Below are 21,039 nucleotides of genomic sequence, written 5' to 3' on the forward strand. Positions count from 1 at the left end.
CAGCAACTTACGTCTACTGGTTGACTGGCAAAGCCGCATGCAGCTGAGTCAGGTCGTTGACCTTGTCGTATAGCTGGTCGGTACTGGTAACCATGGCAGTAGGCACGGACTGGTTAGGCTGGGAAAAACCAGCAGCCATGGTGATAAATTTCCACTGTGCCTTAACCTTGCATAAGGCAACAGCAGTCACTTGATTTGGCGTTCCTGCTTGCCAAATACTGCTTTAAAGTCTCTTACCAATGCCTCGAATGCTCTTTCCAGATCAGGCACAGTTGCCCATAACGACTCCATCACGACAAGCTCACTTCAGCTCTTTTACAGAAGTGCTGCGTTAATCTTTCAGGAAGAAATAAAGGTAGCGTGAGCAAAATGGAGGACGAAGCAATAAGGACCATTTTGCCGATACGACAGAATAGCCCTCAGCATAGGTATCGGTCAGTTGCCGGCAGAGAGCCCCGCGTACAGCCGTGTCAGCTCGTTCATCTGCTTGAACAGCGTATCGGCACTGGAGGCCATTGCTGTGGGGACATAGTTGTCGGGAGTGGTAAGGTCTACCGCTGTGCGGGTGAATTTCCACTGAGCTTCGGCTTTACGCAGCGAAGTGGCAATTTCAGGGTTAGGCGTGCCCGCAGTATTGAGTTCTGTCATGACGGTATCGAACTCACCGACGGACTTGTCAAACGCCTCATCCAGCCCGGGCGCCTGCACTCCCCAGTTCTTGGCCATGTACAGCATGGCGATCCGCTGGCTTAGCACTCGGTTCCAACCACTACGGTTCACCAGACGGGAAGACTCACCGCCATTGTTCTTTGCCACGAGATCCGTCAGCTTTTGGCACTGATCCAGGAGCTGATCACTGACGCCCAGCATGGCGACGGCCTGATCCTTATCAGGATTAGCCTGAACCAGCTGCTTGTACTCCTGCCAAGTCTTCTCTATCTCGCTGAGTTTGCTGCGAATTTCAGTATTCGGTGCGAACTCGACAAGCAATTTGTGATGGTTGTCGAACAGTGTAACGGTGTCCTTGAGCTGCTTGGCTGCAACGTCTACGCGAACACCGGACCCCATCATCAGGTAATCCTTGGCCATGCGTTGGCCCAGCGTGCGCTGAAGGCCAGCCATGTTCATCGCTTCTTCAGGGGTAATGGCCGCCCAGCAAGAGGCACTAACAAGACTGACGCCCAAAACGGCTACACGCAAAAAATCCTTTAGCATTTACTTCTCCAAAAGGGCCATTCGCTGGCCAGGCAAAGCGGGGCCTTTTTTAGAAACAGCAAGGCGCCGCGAATAGTTAAGCTCCGCGGTTATCGATTTAATTAGTGCGGGATTTGGTATGAAGGCGAATTGTCATGACAGCTGATGTCATAACGCCATCGAATCATGAGGTCGCTATTGTAGCGTGTTGAAAAGTCAATAGGACGTTTTTACTAGGACATAATGTCGCCCCTGCCCAGAAGCGTGACAGCAACAGCACCTCCGCTGGAACAAGGGCACATTGGAAGCAGGCCGCTTACATGATCAACCGCTAACCCGCAAAGGACCGCCAACCGGAACGTACTCAACAGGTGTCTCACCTGGGAGGTCTTGGACAGGATCGTCCTGATAGCCGAACCCTTCCTCCTTCAGGTTGATGGAATGCGTGCCGTGTTCTCGGGCACTCGTATTGCTCAGTTTGGTAAACAGGCGATCATCATCCTGCAAGGTGAAGCGGTCTCCTGGGCAAAGCTGTGCGAAAGTAATCGTGGCGGCGGTACTCATCAAGCAGTCTCCTTATAACCGTTGAGGTCTCTTATGAATGGAGAGTTTCCGGTCGATCAAGGTTCCGAACAGCGACCGGAACTGACTTGCAGAGCACACATTGCAGAATAAAAAAGGCTCGCCTGGAAACGACGAGCCAAGACGTGGAAAGCCGTTTAGCGCTTGGCCTTGCGCTTATTTCGGTACTGGTCGATGACAACGGCCAACACAATGATGATGCCCTTGATGATGTCCTGGATGTAGGCATCGACTCCGAGGAAGGTAAAGCCGCTGGCCATGACGCCCAGAATCAGGGCGCCGATGACCGTTCCGGTAATACGTCCTACGCCGCCCGCCAGGCTGGTACCGCCAATCACGGCGGCAGCAATCGCATCCAGCTCGTAGGACATCCCCATCCCCGCCTGACCTGTAGCGGCTCGGGCCGAGGCAACGACACCAGCGAGGCCTGCTAGAAGGCCAGCGATGCTATAGACGATGATCAGATGGCGCTTGACATTGATGCCCGAGATGCGAGCCGCCTGCATGTTGCCGCCAATGGCATAGGTGTACTTGCCGTATTTGGTATACCGCAGGGCGATATGAAAGATGACAGCCACGACCAGAAAGATGATGACCGGCATGGCACCGCTGCCAATGGCGGTGTACGAGTCGGACAGCATGCTGATGGGCTGACCTTCGGTGTAATAACGCGCCAGACCGCGGGCCGACACCATCATGCCCAGCGTGGCGATGAAAGGAGGAATGCCGGTAGCGGCAATAATGCTTCCGTTAATGACGCCGGCCAGCAGTCCCACGCCTAATCCGGCCATGATCGGCACCCAAACCGGCATGTCAGTCAATGAGGGGAAGACCGCTCGGCCAAAATCGGACGTTTGCGCCAGACTGGCTGCAACCATTGCAGAAAGCGCGAGCACGGAGCCTGAAGACAGATCGATTCCTGTCGTGATAATGACCTGGGTAACGCCAATGGCCAGAAGACCAATGATGGAAACCTGGAGAATCATCAGCACCAGGCGCTGGGAGTTCATGAGAAAGCTCTGATCACGCATGACCCAGCCGAAAAGCTCGAACACCAGGCCAATACCCAATAGTACGAGCAGAATACCCACTTCAGTAGGAATACGCCGCTTGGTCTTCCTGGGTACCTCAGCTGTTTTATTTTCAGTGATAGCATTCATAGTGATTTCCTCTTCTCCTGCTTTCGCCCAGGCGAACGTGCCCGCTGACTACTGCCAGGCCGCTATGCGTATCGATATGCGGAGAAAACCTCCGCCCCTACTCAGTGAATCGCTCTGATTCCGGATGCGTGATGCATGATTCGTTCTTGCGTGGCCTCGTCGCGGTCGAGCACGCCAGTCACCTCCCCTTCATGCATGACCAGGATGCGATCGCTCATGCCAAGCACTTCAGGCAGTTCGGACGAGATCATGATGACGGCCATGCCTTCACTGGCCAGCAGAGAGATCAGCCGGTAGATCTCAGCCTTGGCACCTACGTCGACCCCTCGCGTCGGCTCATCCAGAATGAGGACACGCGGGTTGGTCATCAGCCACCGTGCCAGCAACGCTTTTTGCTGATTACCGCCGGACAGGTTGGCAATGCACTGCTCCAGCGAAGGCGTCTTGACGCGCAGCTTCCTGCACATATCTTCGCAGAGGTCGCGCAGTGGTTTTTGCTGGACGAAACCGCTACCGCTGTAATTGGGCAGGACCGCGACCTCCATATTCTCCAGAACCGACAGGCATGGAAAAATGCCGGTGTCCTTCCGGTCCTCGGTCAGGAGCGCCAGTCCTTTCTGAATGGCCAGACAGGGGTCGCTCATGGTGATCCTTTCACCGTCCAGGTAGATTTCCCCGCTGGTGGCTGGCGTGACACCAAACAGGGTTTCGGCTACGTTGGTACGCCCTGACCCCATAAGGCCGGCGATGCCAAGGATTTCACCCGCATGCAGGTCGAACGATACGTCTTTGAAGATACCGTCCAGGGACAGGTTGCGTACCGAGAGCATGACCTTGTCGGTCGGAGCGGTACGTTCGGGAAACAGCTGAGTCAGCTCACGGCCTACCATCATGGAGATCAGGCTGTCGCCATCCATGCTTTCCGCACGCTGCAGGCCGATGTAGGAACCATCCCGGAAGACCGCGACCTCATCGGCAATCTGGAAAACTTCATCCATCTTGTGCGTGATATAGATGATGCCCTTTCCCTGCGCCTTAAGGTCAGCAATGATCGAGAACAGGTGAGCCACTTCTTTTTCGGTGATAGCTGAGGTGGGCTCGTCCATGATGAGGATATCGGAGTCGTAGGAGACCGCCTTGGCAATCTCGACCATTTGCCGGCCAGCAATGCTGAGGTTGCCGACCGGCTCTTCAGGATCGAGATCAATCCGCAGGCGCGCCAGCAGCGCTTCGGTATTACGGTGCATGGCACCATGATCGACCATGTGCAGGGCGTTGAGCGGTTCACGGCCCAACCAGATGTTTTCAGCAATGGTCATGTGGGGCATCAGGTTGAGCTCCTGATGGATCATGGCGATGCCTGACTGCAGGGCGGCCAGCGGCGTTTCGAACGTCACGGGCTTGCCACGCAGGCGAATCTCGCCACTGTCGGGCTGATGAATTCCTGCAATGATCTTCATGAGGGTGGATTTACCCGCCCCGTTTTCTCCCATCAGCGCCAACACGGTGCCTGGACGAACACGGAGCTGCACATCGGATAGAGCCACAACGCCTGGAAAGCCTTTGCTGACGTTCAGGATTTCCAGCAGGTACTCCGTACCCATGGGGTCGGCTTCGTAATTGATCTGTTTGTAGGTTGAGGGCGTTACAGCAGTAGTTGAGCCGAGCATCTTATTCTTCTCCTCGGAACGTTCGTGAGCGCCAGCTGAAGCAGGGCGCTGGCGTCTGATCGTTATTTACTCTGGAATTGCTGATAGTTCTCGGGGGTAACCAGCTGCACCGGAACCCAGATGTCGCCTTGCAGGTTTTCCTTGTTGACGAGGCGGACGGCGGCATCTACCGAGCCGGCCCCGATACCGACGGTATCGCGGTACACCGTTACACTCAGCAGTCCGCGCTTGATGGCAGCCAAGCCGTCGGCCGTGCCGTCGACACCGCCTGCCATGACGTCCTTGCGACCGGCCTGACGCAGTGCCATGGCTGCACCGATACCCATCTCATCGTTATTGGCCGCAACAGCATCGATCGCCTTGCCGGACAAGAGCCAATTGCTCATCAGGTCCATGCCTTTGTCACGTTCCCAGTTGGCGGATTGCTCTTCTACCACCTTGATATCGGGGTATTTAGCCAGAACATCCTTCACCCCAGTCGTGCGCTTGCGCGTATCGTCATGGGCCAGTCGGCCAAGGATGATAGCGAGGTTTCCCTTGCCGCCCATCTTTTCGGCGAGATACTCCATTTGCATCTGGCCAATGCGCCGCTCATCCGTGCCTACAAACACGACACCTGCCGGGAAACTGTTTACCTCAGGGCGGCTGTTGAGATAAACCAGCGGGATACCCGCCTGGGTAACGCGCTCAGTGATCTTGCGGGTCGCGGCCGTATCAGCCGGGTTGACGATAATGGCATCAACTTTCTGACTGATAAAGTTTTCAACCTGCCCTAGCTGACGCACTACATCACCACCCGCATCCTCAAGTTGCAGAGAGGCGCCACCGGGTATCTCTTTGGCACGCGCCTGCATGGCCTGAACAAGGTAGGCGATGTAGTTATCGTACTGTGCGACCGCCACACCGATTTTCATATCGGACCAGGCCAGCGGAGAGATAAGCAGGCAGAACAGCAAACCCAGACAGCGCTTCATGGTGGCTCCTTAAGCCCTGTGCACCAGCATCATGCTGGCATCGAAAAAGGCAAACCCCGTCGAGGCAGAGCACCGAGCCGGAACGGTTATGTTCGGAGTGCGACGTGAGCAGGACGAAGGGCCATGCTGGTTGCACGATAGGACATGTGCGCTGAGCACGCTGAGGCTCGAAGCGAGTGCGCGACGGTCTACGGCTGGTAGACCGCTCGGAGTCGTCCTGTAAGGAAGAGAGGGTTTCATCGACAGTACCTGTTTGTTTTTGTTGGTGTGCGCGCCTCCTGCAGAGGAGGCGCGTTACAGTCGTCAACCTTGGATCAGAATCTACTAGAATAAATTTTCCATTACAATGCAATTTCCGAATTTATTTTTCATTATATAAGTAACCCGCTCTACCATAAGCGCTCCAGCTGAACACCTATATGAGCGCTGTGCCGGTCAGCGCCAAAGACACCTGTGTTCGATAATGCCGAGCCGGGTGCCAGAGGATCAGCAGCCCGTTGCGCACCACGGCTCCAGACGGCATAGGTCACGTAGAAATGCACCTCAGGACGGGCCTTCGAAAGGTGGGGCCATTAGGCGATTAGATAGGCGCAACGGTCAGCTTGGTCAGCGTACAGGGGTCGTCATCAACATTGATCCGGTCATGGTTGATCTACGTGGCGAATTCCCATTGCCGGTCAGTCCATACACGGTGCGCCTGCCAATGGAATACCACTGCTATGTGCCATCGAAACGGCGTTTGTCACGCGGATATATCATCTGGAACTGGCTGCCAGCACTGGGCTACCTGCCAGTCGAAAAACTCAACAATCCGGAAACTGACGCTGCCCTTGTCATAACCTGTCGGTCCTGTAGACCCTAGCGCCACACCCGGCTCCGTACTGGACTGCCAAGGTGTTGCTGCCGCCCCACCCTATGCACAGCAGCAAAAGCGAGTCCATGGCGCGTACTGGAATCAGTGAGGGAGTAGCGCCGCAGAACGCGGCGCAAAAGACGGTGTTGCGTTAGTGCTTGATGCGGCTCTGGAACGAATCCACATTCTCGGGCGTGATCAGCTCATAGGGAATCCAAACGTTTTGCTCAACCGGCTCCTTTTTTGCCAGCTTTACGGCTGCTTCCACAGCGCCATCAGCCTGCCCTTTGGCATCCTGGAAGACAGAGGCTGCCAGCATGCCGCGCTTGACCGCAGCCAAACCATCCGGCGTGCCGTCAACGCCTCCGATCAATACCGAGCCCTTTGCCTTGCCGGCCTGCTGTAGCGCCATGGCCGCACCAATTGCCATTTCATCGTTGTTGGACGAAACCGCATCGAACTCCTTACCTGACAGGAGCCAGTTGCTCATCAGGTCCATGCCCTTGTCACGCATGTAATTGGCCGTCTGCTCTTCTACTACTTTGATCTCGGGATACTTGGCCAGAACCTCCTTTACCCCCTTGGTGCGGTTATGCGTGGAGTTGTTGGCCAGATCGCCCAGCATGATGACCAGATTCCCCTTACCGCCCATTTTATCGGCCAGGTACTGCATCTGCAGGCGTCCGGCTTCCAGGTCGTTGGATGTCACTGTGACCACGCCTTTTGGCAGGTTTTCCTCATCCGGGCGGCGATTGACATACACCAGCGGAATCCCGGCTTTCGTCGCCGCCTCGGTGATATTGCGGGTAGCTGCAGTATCGACCGGGTTGACGATAATGGCGTCGACCTTCTGGCTTACAAAGCTTTGTACCTGGTTGAGCTGCTTGACCACATCGCTGCGGGCATCCTCGAATTGCAACTGAACGCCTTCATCCTTGGCTTTCCTGGCCATCGACTCGCGCAGGTACGTCAGCCAGTTGTCGTCAAACTGCGCCATGCTGACCCCGACCTTGATATCGGCTGCCATAGTGGTTGTAGCCATGAACAGCGACAGGGCTACGGCGGCGATTCGTTTGCTCATCTGCATGATGAATGACTCCAGATATTGTGAGTGTTATGGGTGGAAGTGCATCACGATCAAGCAGAGCCCCTGGGCGGGACTCCCCTTTCTTACGAACAGGAACGCGTCATTCTTGGCGATTACCCAGGCAAGCCAGAAGGCAGCAGGAACCAGTCAGGTAAAAGACCGGGTAGGAAAAGCGAGGCGGCGCGGCCAGAAAGGCCGCTTGAGCGCAGAGAGGATTATCGTTCATCGACGGCACCTTTTTGTTTTTATCGGCCTGCCCGTACAAGCCCTGTATGGGTCGTGAAATCGTCAATCTGATTCAAACTGTATTGGAATTTAATTTCCAAAGCAACAGCATATAGAATTATCTTTGTTTATCGTAACAGTGGCAGAAAATGGCAGTTTGCAGGCGTTGTAAAGCCGGGAAGCAATTCTCGGCTCCAGGCTTCTATAAGGATGAGAACGAGATGATCAGCCCAGCGTAATAACCTGACCCTGCTGAGCACTGCGGCGGGCGGCATCAAGGATGCGTGTGGTTTCCAGGGCGTCTTCCAACGAAACAGGCAGTTCGCCTTTTCCGCTCAGGGCAGCTGCCAGGTGCTCATAGAAGAGGTCCCAGCGGCCCCGCTCGGAGGGCACCAGCTCACGCTCTTCGCCATGCTGCATCCAGCCCCAGCGCAGGTGGTCCTCAACGCCCCAGCGGTCCCGCTCGGTCTTGGGTGAACGTCCCGCCAGGAGTGCCTGATCCTGCCCATCCAGGCACTCGATCCGATAGCAGCCTTCGGTGCCGTTAACCTTGAGTCGAGGCCCTGGATTGTGCTGAATCGTACTGCCCCAGAGACGTGAGATGACACCGTTTTGATGGGTAAGCGACAGGAAGAAGTCCTCATCGAGTTGCTGCTGCTCATCCATGAAACGGACCTCGGCATAGACCGAGCGTACCGATCCGAACAGCCAGAGCGCCTGATCGACCAGATGACTGCCCAGATCCCGCAATAAACCTCCACCACTGGCGTTACCCCGAGTGCCGGATACAAAGGTTTCCACACGCGATTCGAATGTAAGGACTTCTCCCAACTTGCCTGACGTAATCATCCGGCGAGCGGTACGGATGTCCGAGTCCCAACGGCGGTTCATGTAAACCGTGAGTGGTACGCCAGCTTCGCGGGCGGCTGAGATCAGTAGTTGAGCACGCGATTCGCCCAGGGCAAACGGCTTGTCGCTGACGACGGGAACGCCTCTGGAGACAGCCTCCAGAATCATGCCTTCCCGGATTTCGGGCGGCGTGGAAATTACCACAGCATCAACACCGGCATCGATCAGCTCGGCTAGCGTTTCGTAGGCGGGTACGCCGGGATAATCCTGTTGCAATTCGGCGCGGCGCTCAGATGAACGTATCACGACACCCACCAGGGCGATAGGTGACACTGACGTGATCAGGGGCGCATGGAAAAACCGTCCGCCCTTACCATAACCCACCAAACCAACACGCATAAAACCTCCAAGCAATAACAGGCCTACCCTGTGTCCGACAACGAAGCGCGTCAGGGTCCTTTTTTAGTAGGGGAAATAGCCGTCTTGCATGACGGCTGCGCAAGCCGGGAGCCCGTAAACAGCTCCCGGTCGAAAGAGATGGATTAGCCAAGCTCCCGCTTGACCCGCTCCAGCATGAAGCGGCTCGATTCATCAGCTCGATCTTCGAAGCCAAACACCGCCACGGTGGCGATACCGTCGAACTTCATCTCTCGCAGCGTGGAGAAGAATGCCTCCCAGTCCACCTCGCCCTGACCGATATCCAGATGCTGGTGAACCGTAGCGTTTACGCCCGGCGGATTGACGATATAACGAAGGCCCGACGAAGCTCGATGGTTCCAGGTGTCGGCAATGATCACATGGGTCAGCTTATCGCCCGCGTAGTGCAGCATCGAGGCAATATCGCCCTTGCCGTCATCGTAGAAAAAAGTGTGTGGCGCAGCGTACAGGTAGTTCACGAAGTCTTTGTCGAGGCCACGGATCAGGTCGACCGACTCGTTGTTGCGCTCGCTGAAGTCATAGGGATGCGCCTGGATGTCGAGCTTGATGCCTTCGCGTTCGAAGATTGGCAGGAGTTCTTCCATGGACTTCATGAACTGGTTTTCGCACACCAGCGGCTGGTCCGACTGACCACTGAATTCGGTGTTCATGAGATCGCAGTCCATTTCCACGGAGATCTCGATAGCGCGCTTCCAGTTACGAACCGCTGCCTTGCGCAGCTCCTCATCCGGTGCGGCCCAATGATAGACCGGTAGCAGCGAGGACAGCTTTACACCGGTATCGCTCAGTGCCTTTCTGAATTCACGGATCCGAGCCTTGTCGACGCGTGGGTACTTGTAGAACGGCAGGAAATCGTCCCGCGGGGACAGCTCGATGTATTCGTAACCCAGCTCCGCTACTTTATCTACCATCTTGGGAATAGGCAGAAAGCGATACATGTTTGGGTCCAGACAAATACGCATGATCTGTGCTCCTCTGGCGGCCTCTCCCTCAGGAAGAGGCCTGTTTATTGGTTATAGTGACGGCTTATTCATAGAACGCAGGACGCTGTGGCAGGCGGATCGGCTCAATGGCGCCGCTGCGCTGGGCAGCCACGCAGGCATCGGCGGTCACGGCGGCGGTGTAACCATCCCATGAGGATGGACCGGTGATCTTGCCCGCCTTGATACCGTCAATGAACGCCTGCAGCTCCACGTCGTAGGCATCGATGAAACGCTGTTTCCAATCCATGAGGATTTCAGTGGACAACTTGGCACCGCTGCGCAACTGAACGGAAGCAGGCTCCGGCAGCTTGGCAATGCCACGCTCGCCGACGACTTCGCACTGGATGTCGTAGCCGTACTGGCAATTGACAAAGACTTCCACGTCGATACGGGTGCCCTTGGCAGTTTCCAGCAGGACAATCTGTGGGTCCTTCAGATGAGCAAATGCCTGGGACGTCTTGCGGGGATAAATGACCTGGGCTGACACATACTGATCGTCCAGCAGCCAGCTCAAGACATTAATCTCGTGGATCAGCGTGTCGACGATGGCCATCTCGGTGGTATAGGACTCGCCTACCGTCGGGTTGCGGTGCGCCGCGTGAATCATCAGCGGCTCACCGATCTTGTCGCTGTCGATCACGGCCTTGAGCGCGCGATAACCTTGATCGTAAGGACGCATGAAACCGACCTGCACCAGCCGCTTGCCATGCTCCATCTCAGCCTCGACGATTTTCTTGCAGCCCTCTGCCGTGACGGCCAGCGGTTTTTCGCAGAAGACCGGCTTGCCGGCCGAGATGGCCGACAGCACGAACTCTTCATGACTTGGCCCCCAGGAGGTAACCAGAATGGCGTCCACTTCCGGTGCATTGATCAGGTCGTGGCCGCTGGCATAAACCTCGGCTTCAATGCCCTGCTGCTGGACGACCTTGGCGGCCTGCTCCTGATTGATGTCGTTGACCGCCACGACTGTACTGCCCACCAGTGCATGACTGCACCGACGAATGTGATCCTGTCCAATAGCCCCTGTTCCGATTACGCCGATACGCAGTGTCATGGTCATTCTCCGTTTGGAATTCTTGTTCGAAAACGTTGGGGTAATACCGGGCGTGATAGGCATCGCTGAACTCAGCCCATCACCGCTCTGCAAATCAATACTGTCGTGCTTTGGCAGTGTTCTCCTTGAGCATGCGTGACACTGCCTGGACCTTCTCGCTGGTGGAGACTTCGGCACCACCGACGCGCCACCAGGAGAGGTATTTGTGAATCATGGTCTTGGGCAGGACCTTGATATCGATCAGCGTGGAGACCGTCTGCCGACGCGCGTCTTCCAGCGCGGCATGCAGTTCGTCCAGCGTTTTTACACGATAAGTCTTGCAGCCATAGGCGGCGGCGCTCATAGCGAAATCCACGGGGACAAAACCACCATCGAGCTTGCCGGTTTCTGGGTTGCGATAGCGGAACTCGGTACCAAAGCTGTCCATGCCGTGCTCCATCTGCAGGTTGTTGATGCAGCCGAACGTCATGTTGTCCAACAGGATCACGTTGATCTTCTGGCGTTCCTGAATGGACGTTGCCAGTTCGGAGTGCAGCATCATGTAGGAGCCATCGCCGACCAGGGCATAGACTTCGCGTTCGGGCTCGGCCATCTTCACGCCTAGGGCTGCGTTGATTTCATAGCCCATGCAGGAGTAGCCATACTCCAGGTGATAGGTGTTGGTGCCTTTGCTGCGCCAGGCCCGCTGTAGATCGCCCGGCAGGCTGCCGGCAGCGGCAACAATGATGTCTTCGTTGGCCAGGGTTTCGTTCAGCGCACCCAGCACACGGCTCTGGGTCAGGCTGGAGCCGGTCAGCTCGACAAACTCTTCGAGCACGGCACGTGGCAGGTGATCGTCGATCTCCGGCACAAAGTTTTCAGTGCCGTATTCAACGCTATAGACACGGTCGATTTCCTCCTTGAGCTTAGCGCGGGCCTGCTGCGGTGCATCGTCCCATTGCGCCTTGTAGCCGGTACGACCCAAGGCTTCGCCTAGCGCTTCCAGCCCTACCTTCGCATCCGCAACGACCTGCACGGCATCGAGTTTGTAAGCATCGAAGGCACTGGCGTTGAGGTTGATAAACTGGACGTCCGGGTTCTGGAAAATCCACTTGGACGAGGTGGTGAAATCGGTGTAACGCGTGCCGACGCCAATGACCAGGTCGGCTTCCTTGGCCAGCATATTCGCTGCCAGGCAACCCGTCTCGCCGATTCCCCCCACGTTCAATTCATGGGCCGAGACGATGGCGCTCTTGCCCGCCTGGGTCTCGGCGAACGGAATTTCGAAGCGCTCGGCAAAGCGCTGTAGGGCTTCGGCTGCGCCGGAGTACTTGACCCCACCGCCACAAATCAGCAGCGGCTTGCGCTTGCTCTTGAGCAGCGCCACGGCATCGTCCAGCATGGCCTCAGTGGCTGGGCGGCGGTCGATACGGTGCACGCGCTTCTGGAAAAAGTAATCCGGGTAATCGTAGGCCTCGCCTTGTACGTCCTGCGGCAGGGCCAGGGTAACAGCCCCGGTTTCGGCCGGGTCGGTCAGCACGCGCATGGCATTGATGGCAGCAGTCATCAATTGCTCGGGACGGGTGATGCGATCCCAGTACTTACTGACGGCCCGGAACGCATCGTTTGTGCTGATGGAGAGATCGTGGGACTGTTCGATCTGCTGTAGCACCGGATCAGGCTGACGGCTGGCGTAGACGTCCCCCGGCAGGAGCAGTACTGGAATCCGGTTGGCTGTTGCAGTGGCTGCCGCGGTGATCATGTTGGCCGCCCCTGGGCCGACCGATGAGGTGCAGGCATAAATCTGGCGACGCAGCTTCTGCTTGGCAAAGCCCACGGCGGCATGAACCATTCCTTGCTCATTGCGGCCCTGATGGACGATGAGCTCACCCGGGTCCTGTTCCAGTGCTTGTCCAAGCCCCAGCACGTTGCCGTGCCCAAAGATGGTAAAGATGCCTTTGACGAACTTGGTTTCAACCCCATCGACGCTCACGTACTGGTTATCGAGAAACTTCACCAGCGCCTGGGCCATGGTCAGTCGTGTTGTACTCATGTTGTCACCCTTTCAATTCCACGCCTGGGGTCGAGTACAGGGCGACATGTGCCGCCCTGCCTTGCCCTTTGTTATAAGTACTGTCTCTGCTTAGGCCGCCTGCCCTTTGGCAGCGTCTACACGTGCTTTCAGATGCTGCATGCTGGCTAGCAATGACGGCTGGATATCCGTCAGCGCATGGACGCTTTCGGCGAACGGCTCGAACGACAGGTGGCCGTTATAGCCCAGCTTGAGCAGCTCACGGACCTGTGCGGCATTGCCCAGGATGTCGGCCTCGCCCACCAGTACGCGGTGGCCATCGCGGATGGTATTCAAGGGCAACGCACCGTCTTCCACACCCGAGATGTGTACCAGACCGGTCATTTCAGGGAAGAACTCCTGCTCGCCTGCCAGATGGTGATGGAAGGTGTCATGCACGATACGGAACACGTCACGCCCACCAACCGCATTGATAGCGTCTACGGCATCGCGCTTGCGGCGCAGCGAGCATTCCTCAAAGCCCAGCGGCTCCACAAAGCCCAGGATGCCGTGCTCACGCAGGATAGGCGCCAGTTCGGTCAGCGCCGTACGCAGATCACGAGCGCGTTCGGCTTCGCTGCGTGGATCCTTGGGATCATTGAGCGGACACATCACCAGACCCTCGGCACCACAGTCGCGGGCGTAGGCTGCCAGCTTTAACGTCTGGGCACGACGCTCGTCATTCCACACATCGAAGGGATACAGCGCATTGATCGACAGCACACGGATGCCCTTCTCCTGGCACAGCTGACGTACGCGTGAAGCGGGAGTGCCATCCTCTATTTCGATGCCTTTAAGGTCGTTGCGGATCTCAATGGCATCCGCGTTAAGCGTGATAGCAAGCGAGATGAACTCTTCCAGCGGCAGGCGTGGGGCAACCATGCGGTTAAGGGCAAAACGTAAGGGCTGGCTCATCTTGTTGTTCTCCAGGATTCGATAAACGCAGTGCTGGTTTAGGGTATGGGTTATTTAGCGGTCGGCATGCTGAACTCGGCACCCTTGGCGATGCTGTCGGGCCAGCGCTGCATGACGCTCTTGTAACGGGTATAGAAGCGGATACCTTCCTCGCCATAGGCGTGGTGGTCGCCAAACAGAGAGCGCTTCCAGCCACCAAAGGAATGCCAGGCCATGGGAACAGGAATCGGTACGTTGATACCGACCATACCCACCTGGATGGAGCGGGCAAACGCGCGGGCCACGCCACCGTCGGTGGTAAAGCAGGACACGCCATTGCCAAACTCATGGGCGTTGATCAACTCCACGGCCGAGGCAAAGTCCGGCACGCGCACGATGCCCAACACCGGGCCGAAGATTTCGTCCTTGTAGATGGTCATCTCGGGCTTGACCTGATCGAACAGCGTTGCACCAACGAAGAAGCCATTCTCGGCACTCGGCACCTTGAAGTTGCGACCGTCAACGATCAGTTGCGCGCCCTCTTCAACGCCTTTGGTGATGTAGCCCTCGACCTTGGCCTTGTGCTGAGCGGTCACCAGCGGGCCCATGTCGGCGTCGCCTTCCATGCCGTTGCGGACACGTAGGTTGTCGATGCGGGGCAAAAGCTTTTCGATCAGCTTGTCGCCCACATCGCCTACGGCCACGGCGATGGAAATCGCCATGCAGCGCTCACCGGCGGAGCCATAACCGGCACCGATCAAGGCATCGGCCGCCTGATCCAGATCAGCATCCGGCATGACGATCATGTGATTCTTCGCGCCACCCAGGGCCTGAACGCGCTTACCGCGGCGGGTCCCTTCCTGGTAGATGTATTCGGCGATGGGTGTAGAACCCACGAAGGAGATGGCTTCGACATCCGGGTGTTGCAGCAAGGCGTCTACGGCTTCCTTGTCACCCTGTACCACATTGAACACACCATCGGGCAAACCGGCCTGCTTGAGCAGATCCGCCATGAGCAGGCTGGCGGAAGGATCGCGCTCGGAAGGCTTGAGAATAAAGGTATTGCCGGTGGCCAGTGCCATAGGGATCATCCACAGCGGCACCATGACCGGGAAGTTGAACGGCGTGATCCCGGCACAAACGCCTAGCGCCTGACGCATGTTGTAGTTGTCGATGCCACCACCGATGTTGTCGGTGAACGCTGTCTTCATCAGATGGGGCGCACCGCAGGCAAACTCGACAACCTCGATGCCACGGGTGACTTCCCCCATGGCATCGGACAGGACCTTGCCATGTTCAGACGTAATGAGCTGCGCCAGCTCCTTGTGGTGCTTGTCCAACAGCTCCTTGAACTTGAACAGGATGCGCGAACGGCGCAGAGCCGATTGTTCGGACCAGGCCGGAAACGCGGCCTTGGCGGCTGCGACAGCTTCATTCACCGTTTGGGTGGTCGCCAGGGCCACACGGGCCTTCACTTGCCCCAACGCCGGATTGAACACATCGCTGTAACGCTCGGTGCCCGCTTCCTGGACCTGACCATTAATGTAATGGCCGATGACTGTTTCTTGACTCATGTCGAACTCCTTAGGGGCCGCTCGAAGCACGGCGTAGCTAACAAAACCAATGGATCCTTACCGCGATCCGCTCTTATCAAATGGGCTTGGATGACAAGGCCCGACCGGTTTTCCGAGTACTGGCCGACATGGGCTGGCGACGAATCTTGGCCAGCATCACGCCTTCCATTTTTTCCAGCGATACACCACGGGTTTCAGGGACGAAACGGATGACGAACCAGTAACTGAACACGCCAAAGCCTGCGAACAGCCACATTGGGAAGGCACCATTGAATGCGCTCATCAGGTAGGGATGGTCATTGATCATCGGGAACGTCTGGGTCACCAGGAAGTTGGCAATCCACATGCTGCACACGGCCACACTCATGCCCAGCGAGCGCAGACGGTTCGGAAAAATCTCAGAGATCAGCACCCAGGTGCCGATCCCCCAGGACAGCGCATACAGCAGCATGAACAGGAGCATCCCAAACAGCGTCAGGTAGCCGTCCTGATGGGTGTACATGGCGTAAGAGGTGATCAGGAGCCCGCTGACCGAGCCGATGGTGCCGTACTTCATCAGCGGAATCCGGCCGACGCGGTCGATCAGCCAGGCGCCGATCAGCGTGCCCACCAGCTGCATCACACCAATCCAGATGGTCTGGAACAACGCGGACTCGGTACTGGCGGTGACGCCTTTGAGTACCATCGGCGCGTAATACATCATCACATTCACGCCGCTGACCTGCTGAAGCATGGCCAGCATGCACCCGACGAACAGGATCATCCCCAAGCCGGACCTGCACAGCTCCACCTTTTGCGAGCAGCCCTGGCGGTCCTGCTTCAATGAGTCCTTGATCTCCGCCAGGAGATGCCCGGCATGCTCGGCGTTGGAAATACGTGTCAGCGTCTTTAGGGCCTTATCGTCCTGACCGACCATCACCTGCCAGCGGGGCGACTCCGGAATGGTGAATACCATGATGCAGAAGAGAATGCAGGGCACGACTTCGGAGCCGATCATCCAGCGCCAGCCGTAGTCGACCAGCCACTCGGCCGCCACGTCCCGGGCAATCAGGTAATTCACGGTAAAGACGATCACCTGGCCGGCAACGATGGCAATCGACTGCATGCCAAGCGCACGGCCCCGCATGTTCTTGGGCGAGACCTCAGACATGTACATGGGCGAGACCGTAGCCGCCAGCCCCACGGCCAACCCGCCAATCATGCGGTAGATGACAAACCAGACGAAGCTGTCGACCACCGCAGCCCCTACCGCCGACACGGTAAACAGCACAGCGGCTAGAACGAGCGCTTTCTTGCGACCCAGACAACCGGCTACCCAGCCTGCACTCAAGGCACCGACGACGCAGCCGATGACCACATTGGAAACCGCCCAGCCGGTCTCGGCCGCAGACAAGGAAAAATACGCACGCAGCGAGTCCACGGCGCCGGAAATGACGGCAGTGTCATACCCGAACAGAATGCCGCCTAACGCCGCCACGGCGCAGATTCTCAGCACATAACCGATGTCATGGCGATGTGCATGGGTGGAAGTAGGGATCGTCATATCGCTCGCTCTGGTTCTTGTTCTTGGGTTTCCAGAAGTCAGCTACTACGAAGTTGCTTCTGAACGTGTATTCGGCTCGTGCTCTCCTTGAAGCGCGTTGTCGTGGCTCCCGCCAACCATGGCGGGAGTTCGGTGTTGAAGCGGATCAGCCCTGAAGCAACCACTCGTGGGCCGGGTCGTTATGGAATTTCCAGACACGCTTGGGCCCGGCCATTACGTTGAGGTAGTAGGAGGTGTATCCCCAGGGCACAGAAACCGGGTGGTAACCCTTGGGAACGAGTACCACATCGTTGTTTTCCACGGTCATGGCCTGGTCGATGCTGCGGTCGTCGGTGTAGACCCGCTGGAAGGCAAAGCCCTGGGGCGGATTCAGACGGTGGTAGTAGGATTCCTCCAGAAAGCTCTGCGCCGGCAGGTCATCCGTGTCGTGCTTGTGGGGCGGATAGCTGGAGGAATGACCAGACGGAGTGATCACCTCTACGACCAGCAGCGAATGCGCCTCGGCCGTGTCCGGCAGGATGTCGCAGACGTAACGGGTGTTGGCGTCCTTGCCTCGGGTTGAACGCTTCATGGTTGCTGGCTCGATCAGCCGGGGCGGCAACGTTTCTTCTGGATTGCCCGGCGCCAGACATACAGCAATTTCCACATCACCGTGGGCTATCACCAGGGCTTCAGTAGCGGGCGGCAGGTAAGCGGCATAGGGTGACTTGTCCTCGAACACGCTTTGGCGATCGCCAATGTGTTCCCAGGCAAACGCACCCTTCTGCGGGTGATTCGCCTTGATGGTCGCCTTGCCGGCCAGCAGTACGATGCACACTTCCCTGTCCTGTCCGTTCACAGGCAGCTCATCGCCATCCTTGAGCTTATGGGCCGAAAAGCCCACGTATTCGAGTGCATTGTCGGGTACCTGGACCAGCGTGCGGCGTTCAGCGGAGCCTTTGACAAGCAAATCCATACAACCTCCTCTTAATAAAGGGTGAGTCGAGCGTTGGCGCGGGATACCAGTGCACGCAGCGTTTCATACCCTTTCTGGGCGTAGAGATAACTGGGCGCTACGGCCGGATCCTGTTCGGCCTCCACTACCAGCCAGCCGCGGTAGTTGGCGGCATACAAGGTGTCGAGCAGTGGCCCAAATTCGATGTCGCCATCGCCGGGCACCGTAAAGGTGCCGTTGACGATACAATCCGGGAAACTCCATTGGTTGTTACGGGCCAGCTGCACAACATTCTTGCGAACGTCCTTGAAGTGCACATGGCAAACGCGGTCGATATGTTTCTTTAATACGGCCAGCGGATCGCCACCGCCCATGTAGCAGTGGCCTGCGTCGAACAGGAGGCCGACCTCCTCGCCAGTCACCTCCATCAGCCGATCAATGTCCTCGGGGGACTCCACATAGGCCCCCATATGGTGGTGGTAGGCCAGACGCACCCCCTGGGACTGGGTGAAGCGTGCCAGAGCCGTCAGCTTGTCGCCGTAAACCTTCCACTGCTCGTCTGTATAAAAGCGTGGACGCTCAACCAGAGGGACCCGCTTGCTCTGAATGGAACCGGCCACTTCGCCATATACCAGGACCTTGGCGTTATTTTCGGCCAACAGGCGGCAATGCTCGGCAATGCCCTTGATTTCATCTTCTGCGCTGCGATGCGCCATGAGGCTTGAGTACCAGCCGGACACCAGCTCCAGCCCGTACTCGCCCAGCACGTCACGCACACCTTCCGGCGTCTTGGGAAACTTGCCGTTGAGCTCAAACCCCTGGTAACCGATCTCCTTACCCTCGCGCAATGCTGTGCTCAGCGGGGTTTCGCCGCCCAGCGAAGGGAGGTCGTCATTGCTCCAGGAGATCGGATTGATCCCGATCTTGACCGGTGAATTCGTCATGGTTGCCACACCTAATCTTGTTGTTGTCTGGTAGTGCGAAAAGTCGAGACGTATCAGCCCAGGCGGCGAGCCTCACGCCAGGACTTGATCAGAAACTCGAAAGTCGATTGCACCCGGCTGATCAACGCTTCGTCATCGATCTCACCAGCCAGCCAGGCGCGGCTCGGCTCCTGAAAGATCGTCCGGCCAACGGCAAACCCGCGACAGGTCTTGCTGGCACTGGCATGACGGAACCCTTCAGCCAGCTCTTCGGCCGGTGCATTGAGTCCCAGCAGCACAACCCCATGGCAATACGGATCGCGCTCGGTGATAAGTTCATCCAGCTTTTCCCACACTGCCTCAGGCTGGGACTCGATCTTCCACCAGTTGGGGTAAATTCCGATGTTGTAGAGCCGCTTGATGGCGCGGTAGAGCACATCCGGCTGATCGGAGGTGTGGTTCTTCGGCGGAATCACCTCCAGCAGCAGCTCATGCCCGCTGACCTGAGCCGCTTCGTATAACCCCTTGAGCTGAGCTTCCTGCTCAAGGCGAAGCTCAGGCTCATCGTCCGGGTGAAACTGCACCAGACATTTGATGATCTGCTCCTGAGGCCACTTGATGAGATTGCTGCCAATGGAACGGCCATGCTCGAACGCCAGGGGACGCGAGCCCTGCAACTCCACCGGGCGGGCAATCCACCAGCCACGCCCCGTTGCCGTATTGAGGGCATCCTGGCCGAAACGCTCATCGGCCAGCAAACCAACATCGCCCTGCACGCCGTTCTCCCTCAGATCCGCCTCCACCCGCTCGATGGCACGGATGAACAGCTGCTTCAGCTCGGGAATGGCCTTGAGGTCGCGCCCGGCCTGCTGCGCCAGCTCCACCAGCTGACCGCGGTGATCGAAGGCAAAGATGTACAGCGGTTGCCATGTCTTGCGCGGCACGCTTACCTGGTGCAGGCGGTTGAGCGCAGGGTCCAGATCCGGTCGGGTAATCGGTATCGGGCTGTTGAAGAAATAATCGAGCTCCGCCAGGGTAGGCATGGCCGGTGCACAGGCATGACGGGAGACGACCAGACCACCACAGGCATTGGCCAACTGGCAGCAGCGCTCATCATCACCGCCGGTAAGCCACCCGCGCAGGAAACCGGACATGAACGCGTCACCTGCGCCCAGCACGTTGAGCACTTCCACACGGATGCCCTGGTAAATGCTACCGTCTTCCAGGCGCTCGGGAATCTCGCCATGAATCACGGTGCAGCCCAGCGCGCCCAGCTTGACCACCAGTGTCGCCTCGCTGACTTCACGCACCTTGCGAAGGGCAGTCAGCAGATCATCCGAGCCGCCGGCAATCATGAACTCTTCTTCAGTTCCGACGACCAGATCGAAACGCGGCAGGATACGCTGAACGTGGGCGCTTACCTGTGCATTGGCAATAAAACGGGTCTCACCATCCGCCTTACCGGTGAGACCCCAAAGTACCGGACGATAGTCAATGTCCAGTACACGCTTGACGTTGTGCTTCTCGGCATAGTCCAGCGCACGGCTGCTCGCCTTGTAGACGCCCTCGGTGGAGAAGTGCGTACCGGTGATGAGCAAGGCCTTGCTTGAAGCGATGAAGGATTCGTCGATGTCTTCCTCGCGCAGCGCCATGTCGGCGCAGTTTTCGCGATAGAACACCAGAGGAAAGGTTTCACGGTCCTTGATTCCCAGCAGGACCATGGCGGTGAGCCGCTCAGGATCGACCTTGATGGCCCGGGTATCACAGCCTTCCTTGTTCAGAGATTCCACCAGGAAGCGGCCCATATGGTCATCGCCGACGCGGGTCAGCATGGCGGACTTCAACCCCAACCGGGCGGTGCCAAAGGCGATGTTGGCGGACGAGCCGCCCAGGTACTTGGCAAAACTGCTCACATCTTCGAGCCGTGCCCCGATCTGCTGTGCATACAGATCGACGCCGAGGCGCCCAAGACAGATGACATCCAGCTGACGTCCATTGGCAAAGGTTGTGTCGCCCATGGTGGCTCCTATTTATTTTTATCGGCCTGCGGTC

The 21,039-nt window shown here is 57.5% G+C and carries 19 protein-coding genes; all 19 read right to left on the minus strand.

Translation table 11 applies throughout. The features are described from left to right. Positions 1-13: 13 nt before the first annotated feature. The 19 genes from JQR90_RS15870 to JQR90_RS15960 all read right to left on the minus strand — a co-directional run bounded on the left by JQR90_RS15870 (position 14) and on the right by JQR90_RS15960 (position 21,005). Positions 14-139, minus strand: a complete 126-nt coding sequence (locus JQR90_RS15870) for a hypothetical protein (protein WP_256205461.1) — start codon at positions 137-139, stop codon at positions 14-16. Positions 140-435: 296 nt separating this feature from the next. Further along, the gene (locus JQR90_RS15875; RefSeq protein ID WP_010795628.1) at positions 436-1,215 is read right to left on the minus strand and encodes a type IV pili methyl-accepting chemotaxis transducer N-terminal domain-containing protein; all 780 of its coding nucleotides are present in this window, start codon (positions 1,213-1,215) and stop codon (positions 436-438) included. Between the two features lie 303 nt (positions 1,216-1,518). Then, entirely contained in the window at positions 1,519-1,758 is a 240-nt protein-coding gene (locus JQR90_RS15880; RefSeq protein ID WP_010795629.1) for a hypothetical protein, read from the minus strand. A gap of 155 nt (positions 1,759-1,913) precedes the next feature. After that, positions 1,914-2,936, minus strand: a complete 1,023-nt coding sequence (locus JQR90_RS15885; protein WP_073449886.1) for an ABC transporter permease — start codon at positions 2,934-2,936, stop codon at positions 1,914-1,916. Positions 2,937-3,037: 101 nt separating this feature from the next. Next, positions 3,038-4,606: a sugar ABC transporter ATP-binding protein gene (locus tag JQR90_RS15890; RefSeq protein WP_434140111.1), complete on the minus strand. Its 1,569-nt coding sequence runs from the start codon at positions 4,604-4,606 to the stop codon at positions 3,038-3,040. 62 nt (positions 4,607-4,668) lie between these two features. Then, positions 4,669-5,580, minus strand: coding sequence for a sugar ABC transporter substrate-binding protein (locus JQR90_RS15895; protein WP_434140112.1), 912 nt, complete (start codon positions 5,578-5,580; stop codon positions 4,669-4,671). Positions 5,581-5,969: 389 nt separating this feature from the next. After that, positions 5,970-6,122, minus strand: coding sequence for a carbohydrate porin (locus JQR90_RS15900; RefSeq protein WP_434140113.1), 153 nt, complete (start codon positions 6,120-6,122; stop codon positions 5,970-5,972). 462 nt (positions 6,123-6,584) lie between these two features. After that, positions 6,585-7,520 carry a sugar ABC transporter substrate-binding protein gene (locus JQR90_RS15905; RefSeq protein ID WP_286790338.1) on the minus strand — a complete coding sequence of 312 codons (936 nt, stop codon included), beginning with the start codon at positions 7,518-7,520 and terminating at the stop codon, positions 6,585-6,587. 100 nt (positions 7,521-7,620) lie between these two features. Continuing rightward, positions 7,621-7,746, minus strand: a complete 126-nt coding sequence (locus tag JQR90_RS15910) for a hypothetical protein (RefSeq protein ID WP_019364843.1) — start codon at positions 7,744-7,746, stop codon at positions 7,621-7,623. A 224-nt stretch (positions 7,747-7,970) separates the two neighbouring features. Continuing rightward, positions 7,971-8,993 carry a Gfo/Idh/MocA family protein gene (locus tag JQR90_RS15915; RefSeq protein WP_010795634.1) on the minus strand — a complete coding sequence of 341 codons (1,023 nt, stop codon included), beginning with the start codon at positions 8,991-8,993 and terminating at the stop codon, positions 7,971-7,973. Between the two features lie 143 nt (positions 8,994-9,136). Continuing rightward, on the minus strand, positions 9,137-9,994 hold the full coding sequence (locus JQR90_RS15920; protein ID WP_010795635.1) for a sugar phosphate isomerase/epimerase family protein: 858 nt from the start codon (positions 9,992-9,994) through the stop codon (positions 9,137-9,139). Positions 9,995-10,058: 64 nt separating this feature from the next. Beyond that, a complete protein-coding gene (locus tag JQR90_RS15925) occupies positions 10,059-11,069 on the minus strand; it encodes a Gfo/Idh/MocA family protein (protein WP_010795636.1) in 1,011 nt (336 codons plus the stop codon). Positions 11,070-11,163: 94 nt separating this feature from the next. Then, entirely contained in the window at positions 11,164-13,101 is a 1,938-nt protein-coding gene (gene iolD, locus JQR90_RS15930; protein WP_010795637.1) for a 3D-(3,5/4)-trihydroxycyclohexane-1,2-dione acylhydrolase (decyclizing), read from the minus strand. Positions 13,102-13,191: 90 nt separating this feature from the next. Next, the gene (locus tag JQR90_RS15935) at positions 13,192-14,034 is read right to left on the minus strand and encodes a TIM barrel protein (protein ID WP_010795638.1); all 843 of its coding nucleotides are present in this window, start codon (positions 14,032-14,034) and stop codon (positions 13,192-13,194) included. Positions 14,035-14,084: 50 nt separating this feature from the next. Further along, positions 14,085-15,587 (minus strand): CoA-acylating methylmalonate-semialdehyde dehydrogenase, encoded by a 1,503-nt coding sequence (locus tag JQR90_RS15940; RefSeq protein ID WP_010795639.1) that lies wholly within the window; start codon positions 15,585-15,587, stop codon positions 14,085-14,087. Between the two features lie 76 nt (positions 15,588-15,663). After that, a complete protein-coding gene (locus tag JQR90_RS15945) occupies positions 15,664-17,130 on the minus strand; it encodes a sugar porter family MFS transporter (RefSeq protein WP_073449884.1) in 1,467 nt (488 codons plus the stop codon). Positions 17,131-17,275: 145 nt separating this feature from the next. After that, positions 17,276-18,085 (minus strand): 5-deoxy-glucuronate isomerase, encoded by an 810-nt coding sequence (gene iolB, locus JQR90_RS15950; RefSeq protein ID WP_010795641.1) that lies wholly within the window; start codon positions 18,083-18,085, stop codon positions 17,276-17,278. Positions 18,086-18,096: 11 nt separating this feature from the next. Continuing rightward, positions 18,097-19,008, minus strand: coding sequence for a myo-inosose-2 dehydratase (iolE, locus tag JQR90_RS15955; protein ID WP_010795642.1), 912 nt, complete (start codon positions 19,006-19,008; stop codon positions 18,097-18,099). A gap of 53 nt (positions 19,009-19,061) precedes the next feature. Beyond that, positions 19,062-21,005, minus strand: a complete 1,944-nt coding sequence (locus JQR90_RS15960; protein WP_407362274.1) for a bifunctional 5-dehydro-2-deoxygluconokinase/5-dehydro-2-deoxyphosphogluconate aldolase — start codon at positions 21,003-21,005, stop codon at positions 19,062-19,064. Positions 21,006-21,039: the final 34 nt, after the last annotated feature.

Source organism: Pseudomonas sp. JZ114 (genome assembly GCF_051027705.1).
GTDB lineage: Bacteria > Pseudomonadota > Gammaproteobacteria > Pseudomonadales > Pseudomonadaceae > Chryseomonas > Chryseomonas luteola.

What these genes read in the sequence shown, in the direction of transcription:
- JQR90_RS15910 (WP_019364843.1), bottom strand. Translation starts at nt 7,746, where the DNA reads ATGAACGATAATCCTCTCTGCGCTCAAGCGGCCTTTCTGGCCGCGCCG.
- JQR90_RS15905 (WP_286790338.1), bottom strand. Translation starts at nt 7,520, where the DNA reads ATGCAGATGAGCAAACGAATCGCCGCCGTAGCCCTGTCGCTGTTCATG.
- JQR90_RS15935 (WP_010795638.1), bottom strand. Translation starts at nt 14,034, where the DNA reads ATGAGCCAGCCCTTACGTTTTGCCCTTAACCGCATGGTTGCCCCACGC.
- iolD (WP_010795637.1), bottom strand. Translation starts at nt 13,101, where the DNA reads ATGAGTACAACACGACTGACCATGGCCCAGGCGCTGGTGAAGTTTCTC.
- JQR90_RS15895 (WP_434140112.1), bottom strand. Translation starts at nt 5,580, where the DNA reads ATGAAGCGCTGTCTGGGTTTGCTGTTCTGCCTGCTTATCTCTCCGCTG.
- JQR90_RS15885 (WP_073449886.1), bottom strand. Translation starts at nt 2,936, where the DNA reads ATGAATGCTATCACTGAAAATAAAACAGCTGAGGTACCCAGGAAGACC.
- JQR90_RS15940 (WP_010795639.1), bottom strand. Translation starts at nt 15,587, where the DNA reads ATGAGTCAAGAAACAGTCATCGGCCATTACATTAATGGTCAGGTCCAG.
- JQR90_RS15875 (WP_010795628.1), bottom strand. Translation starts at nt 1,215, where the DNA reads ATGCTAAAGGATTTTTTGCGTGTAGCCGTTTTGGGCGTCAGTCTTGTT.
- iolE (WP_010795642.1), bottom strand. Translation starts at nt 19,008, where the DNA reads ATGACGAATTCACCGGTCAAGATCGGGATCAATCCGATCTCCTGGAGC.
- JQR90_RS15945 (WP_073449884.1), bottom strand. Translation starts at nt 17,130, where the DNA reads ATGACGATCCCTACTTCCACCCATGCACATCGCCATGACATCGGTTAT.
- JQR90_RS15920 (WP_010795635.1), bottom strand. Translation starts at nt 9,994, where the DNA reads ATGCGTATTTGTCTGGACCCAAACATGTATCGCTTTCTGCCTATTCCC.
- JQR90_RS15880 (WP_010795629.1), bottom strand. Translation starts at nt 1,758, where the DNA reads ATGAGTACCGCCGCCACGATTACTTTCGCACAGCTTTGCCCAGGAGAC.
- JQR90_RS15890 (WP_434140111.1), bottom strand. Translation starts at nt 4,606, where the DNA reads ATGCTCGGCTCAACTACTGCTGTAACGCCCTCAACCTACAAACAGATC.
- JQR90_RS15960 (WP_407362274.1), bottom strand. Translation starts at nt 21,005, where the DNA reads ATGGGCGACACAACCTTTGCCAATGGACGTCAGCTGGATGTCATCTGT.
- iolB (WP_010795641.1), bottom strand. Translation starts at nt 18,085, where the DNA reads ATGGATTTGCTTGTCAAAGGCTCCGCTGAACGCCGCACGCTGGTCCAG.
- JQR90_RS15915 (WP_010795634.1), bottom strand. Translation starts at nt 8,993, where the DNA reads ATGCGTGTTGGTTTGGTGGGTTATGGTAAGGGCGGACGGTTTTTCCAT.
- JQR90_RS15925 (WP_010795636.1), bottom strand. Translation starts at nt 11,069, where the DNA reads ATGACACTGCGTATCGGCGTAATCGGAACAGGGGCTATTGGACAGGAT.
- JQR90_RS15870 (WP_256205461.1), bottom strand. Translation starts at nt 139, where the DNA reads ATGGCTGCTGGTTTTTCCCAGCCTAACCAGTCCGTGCCTACTGCCATG.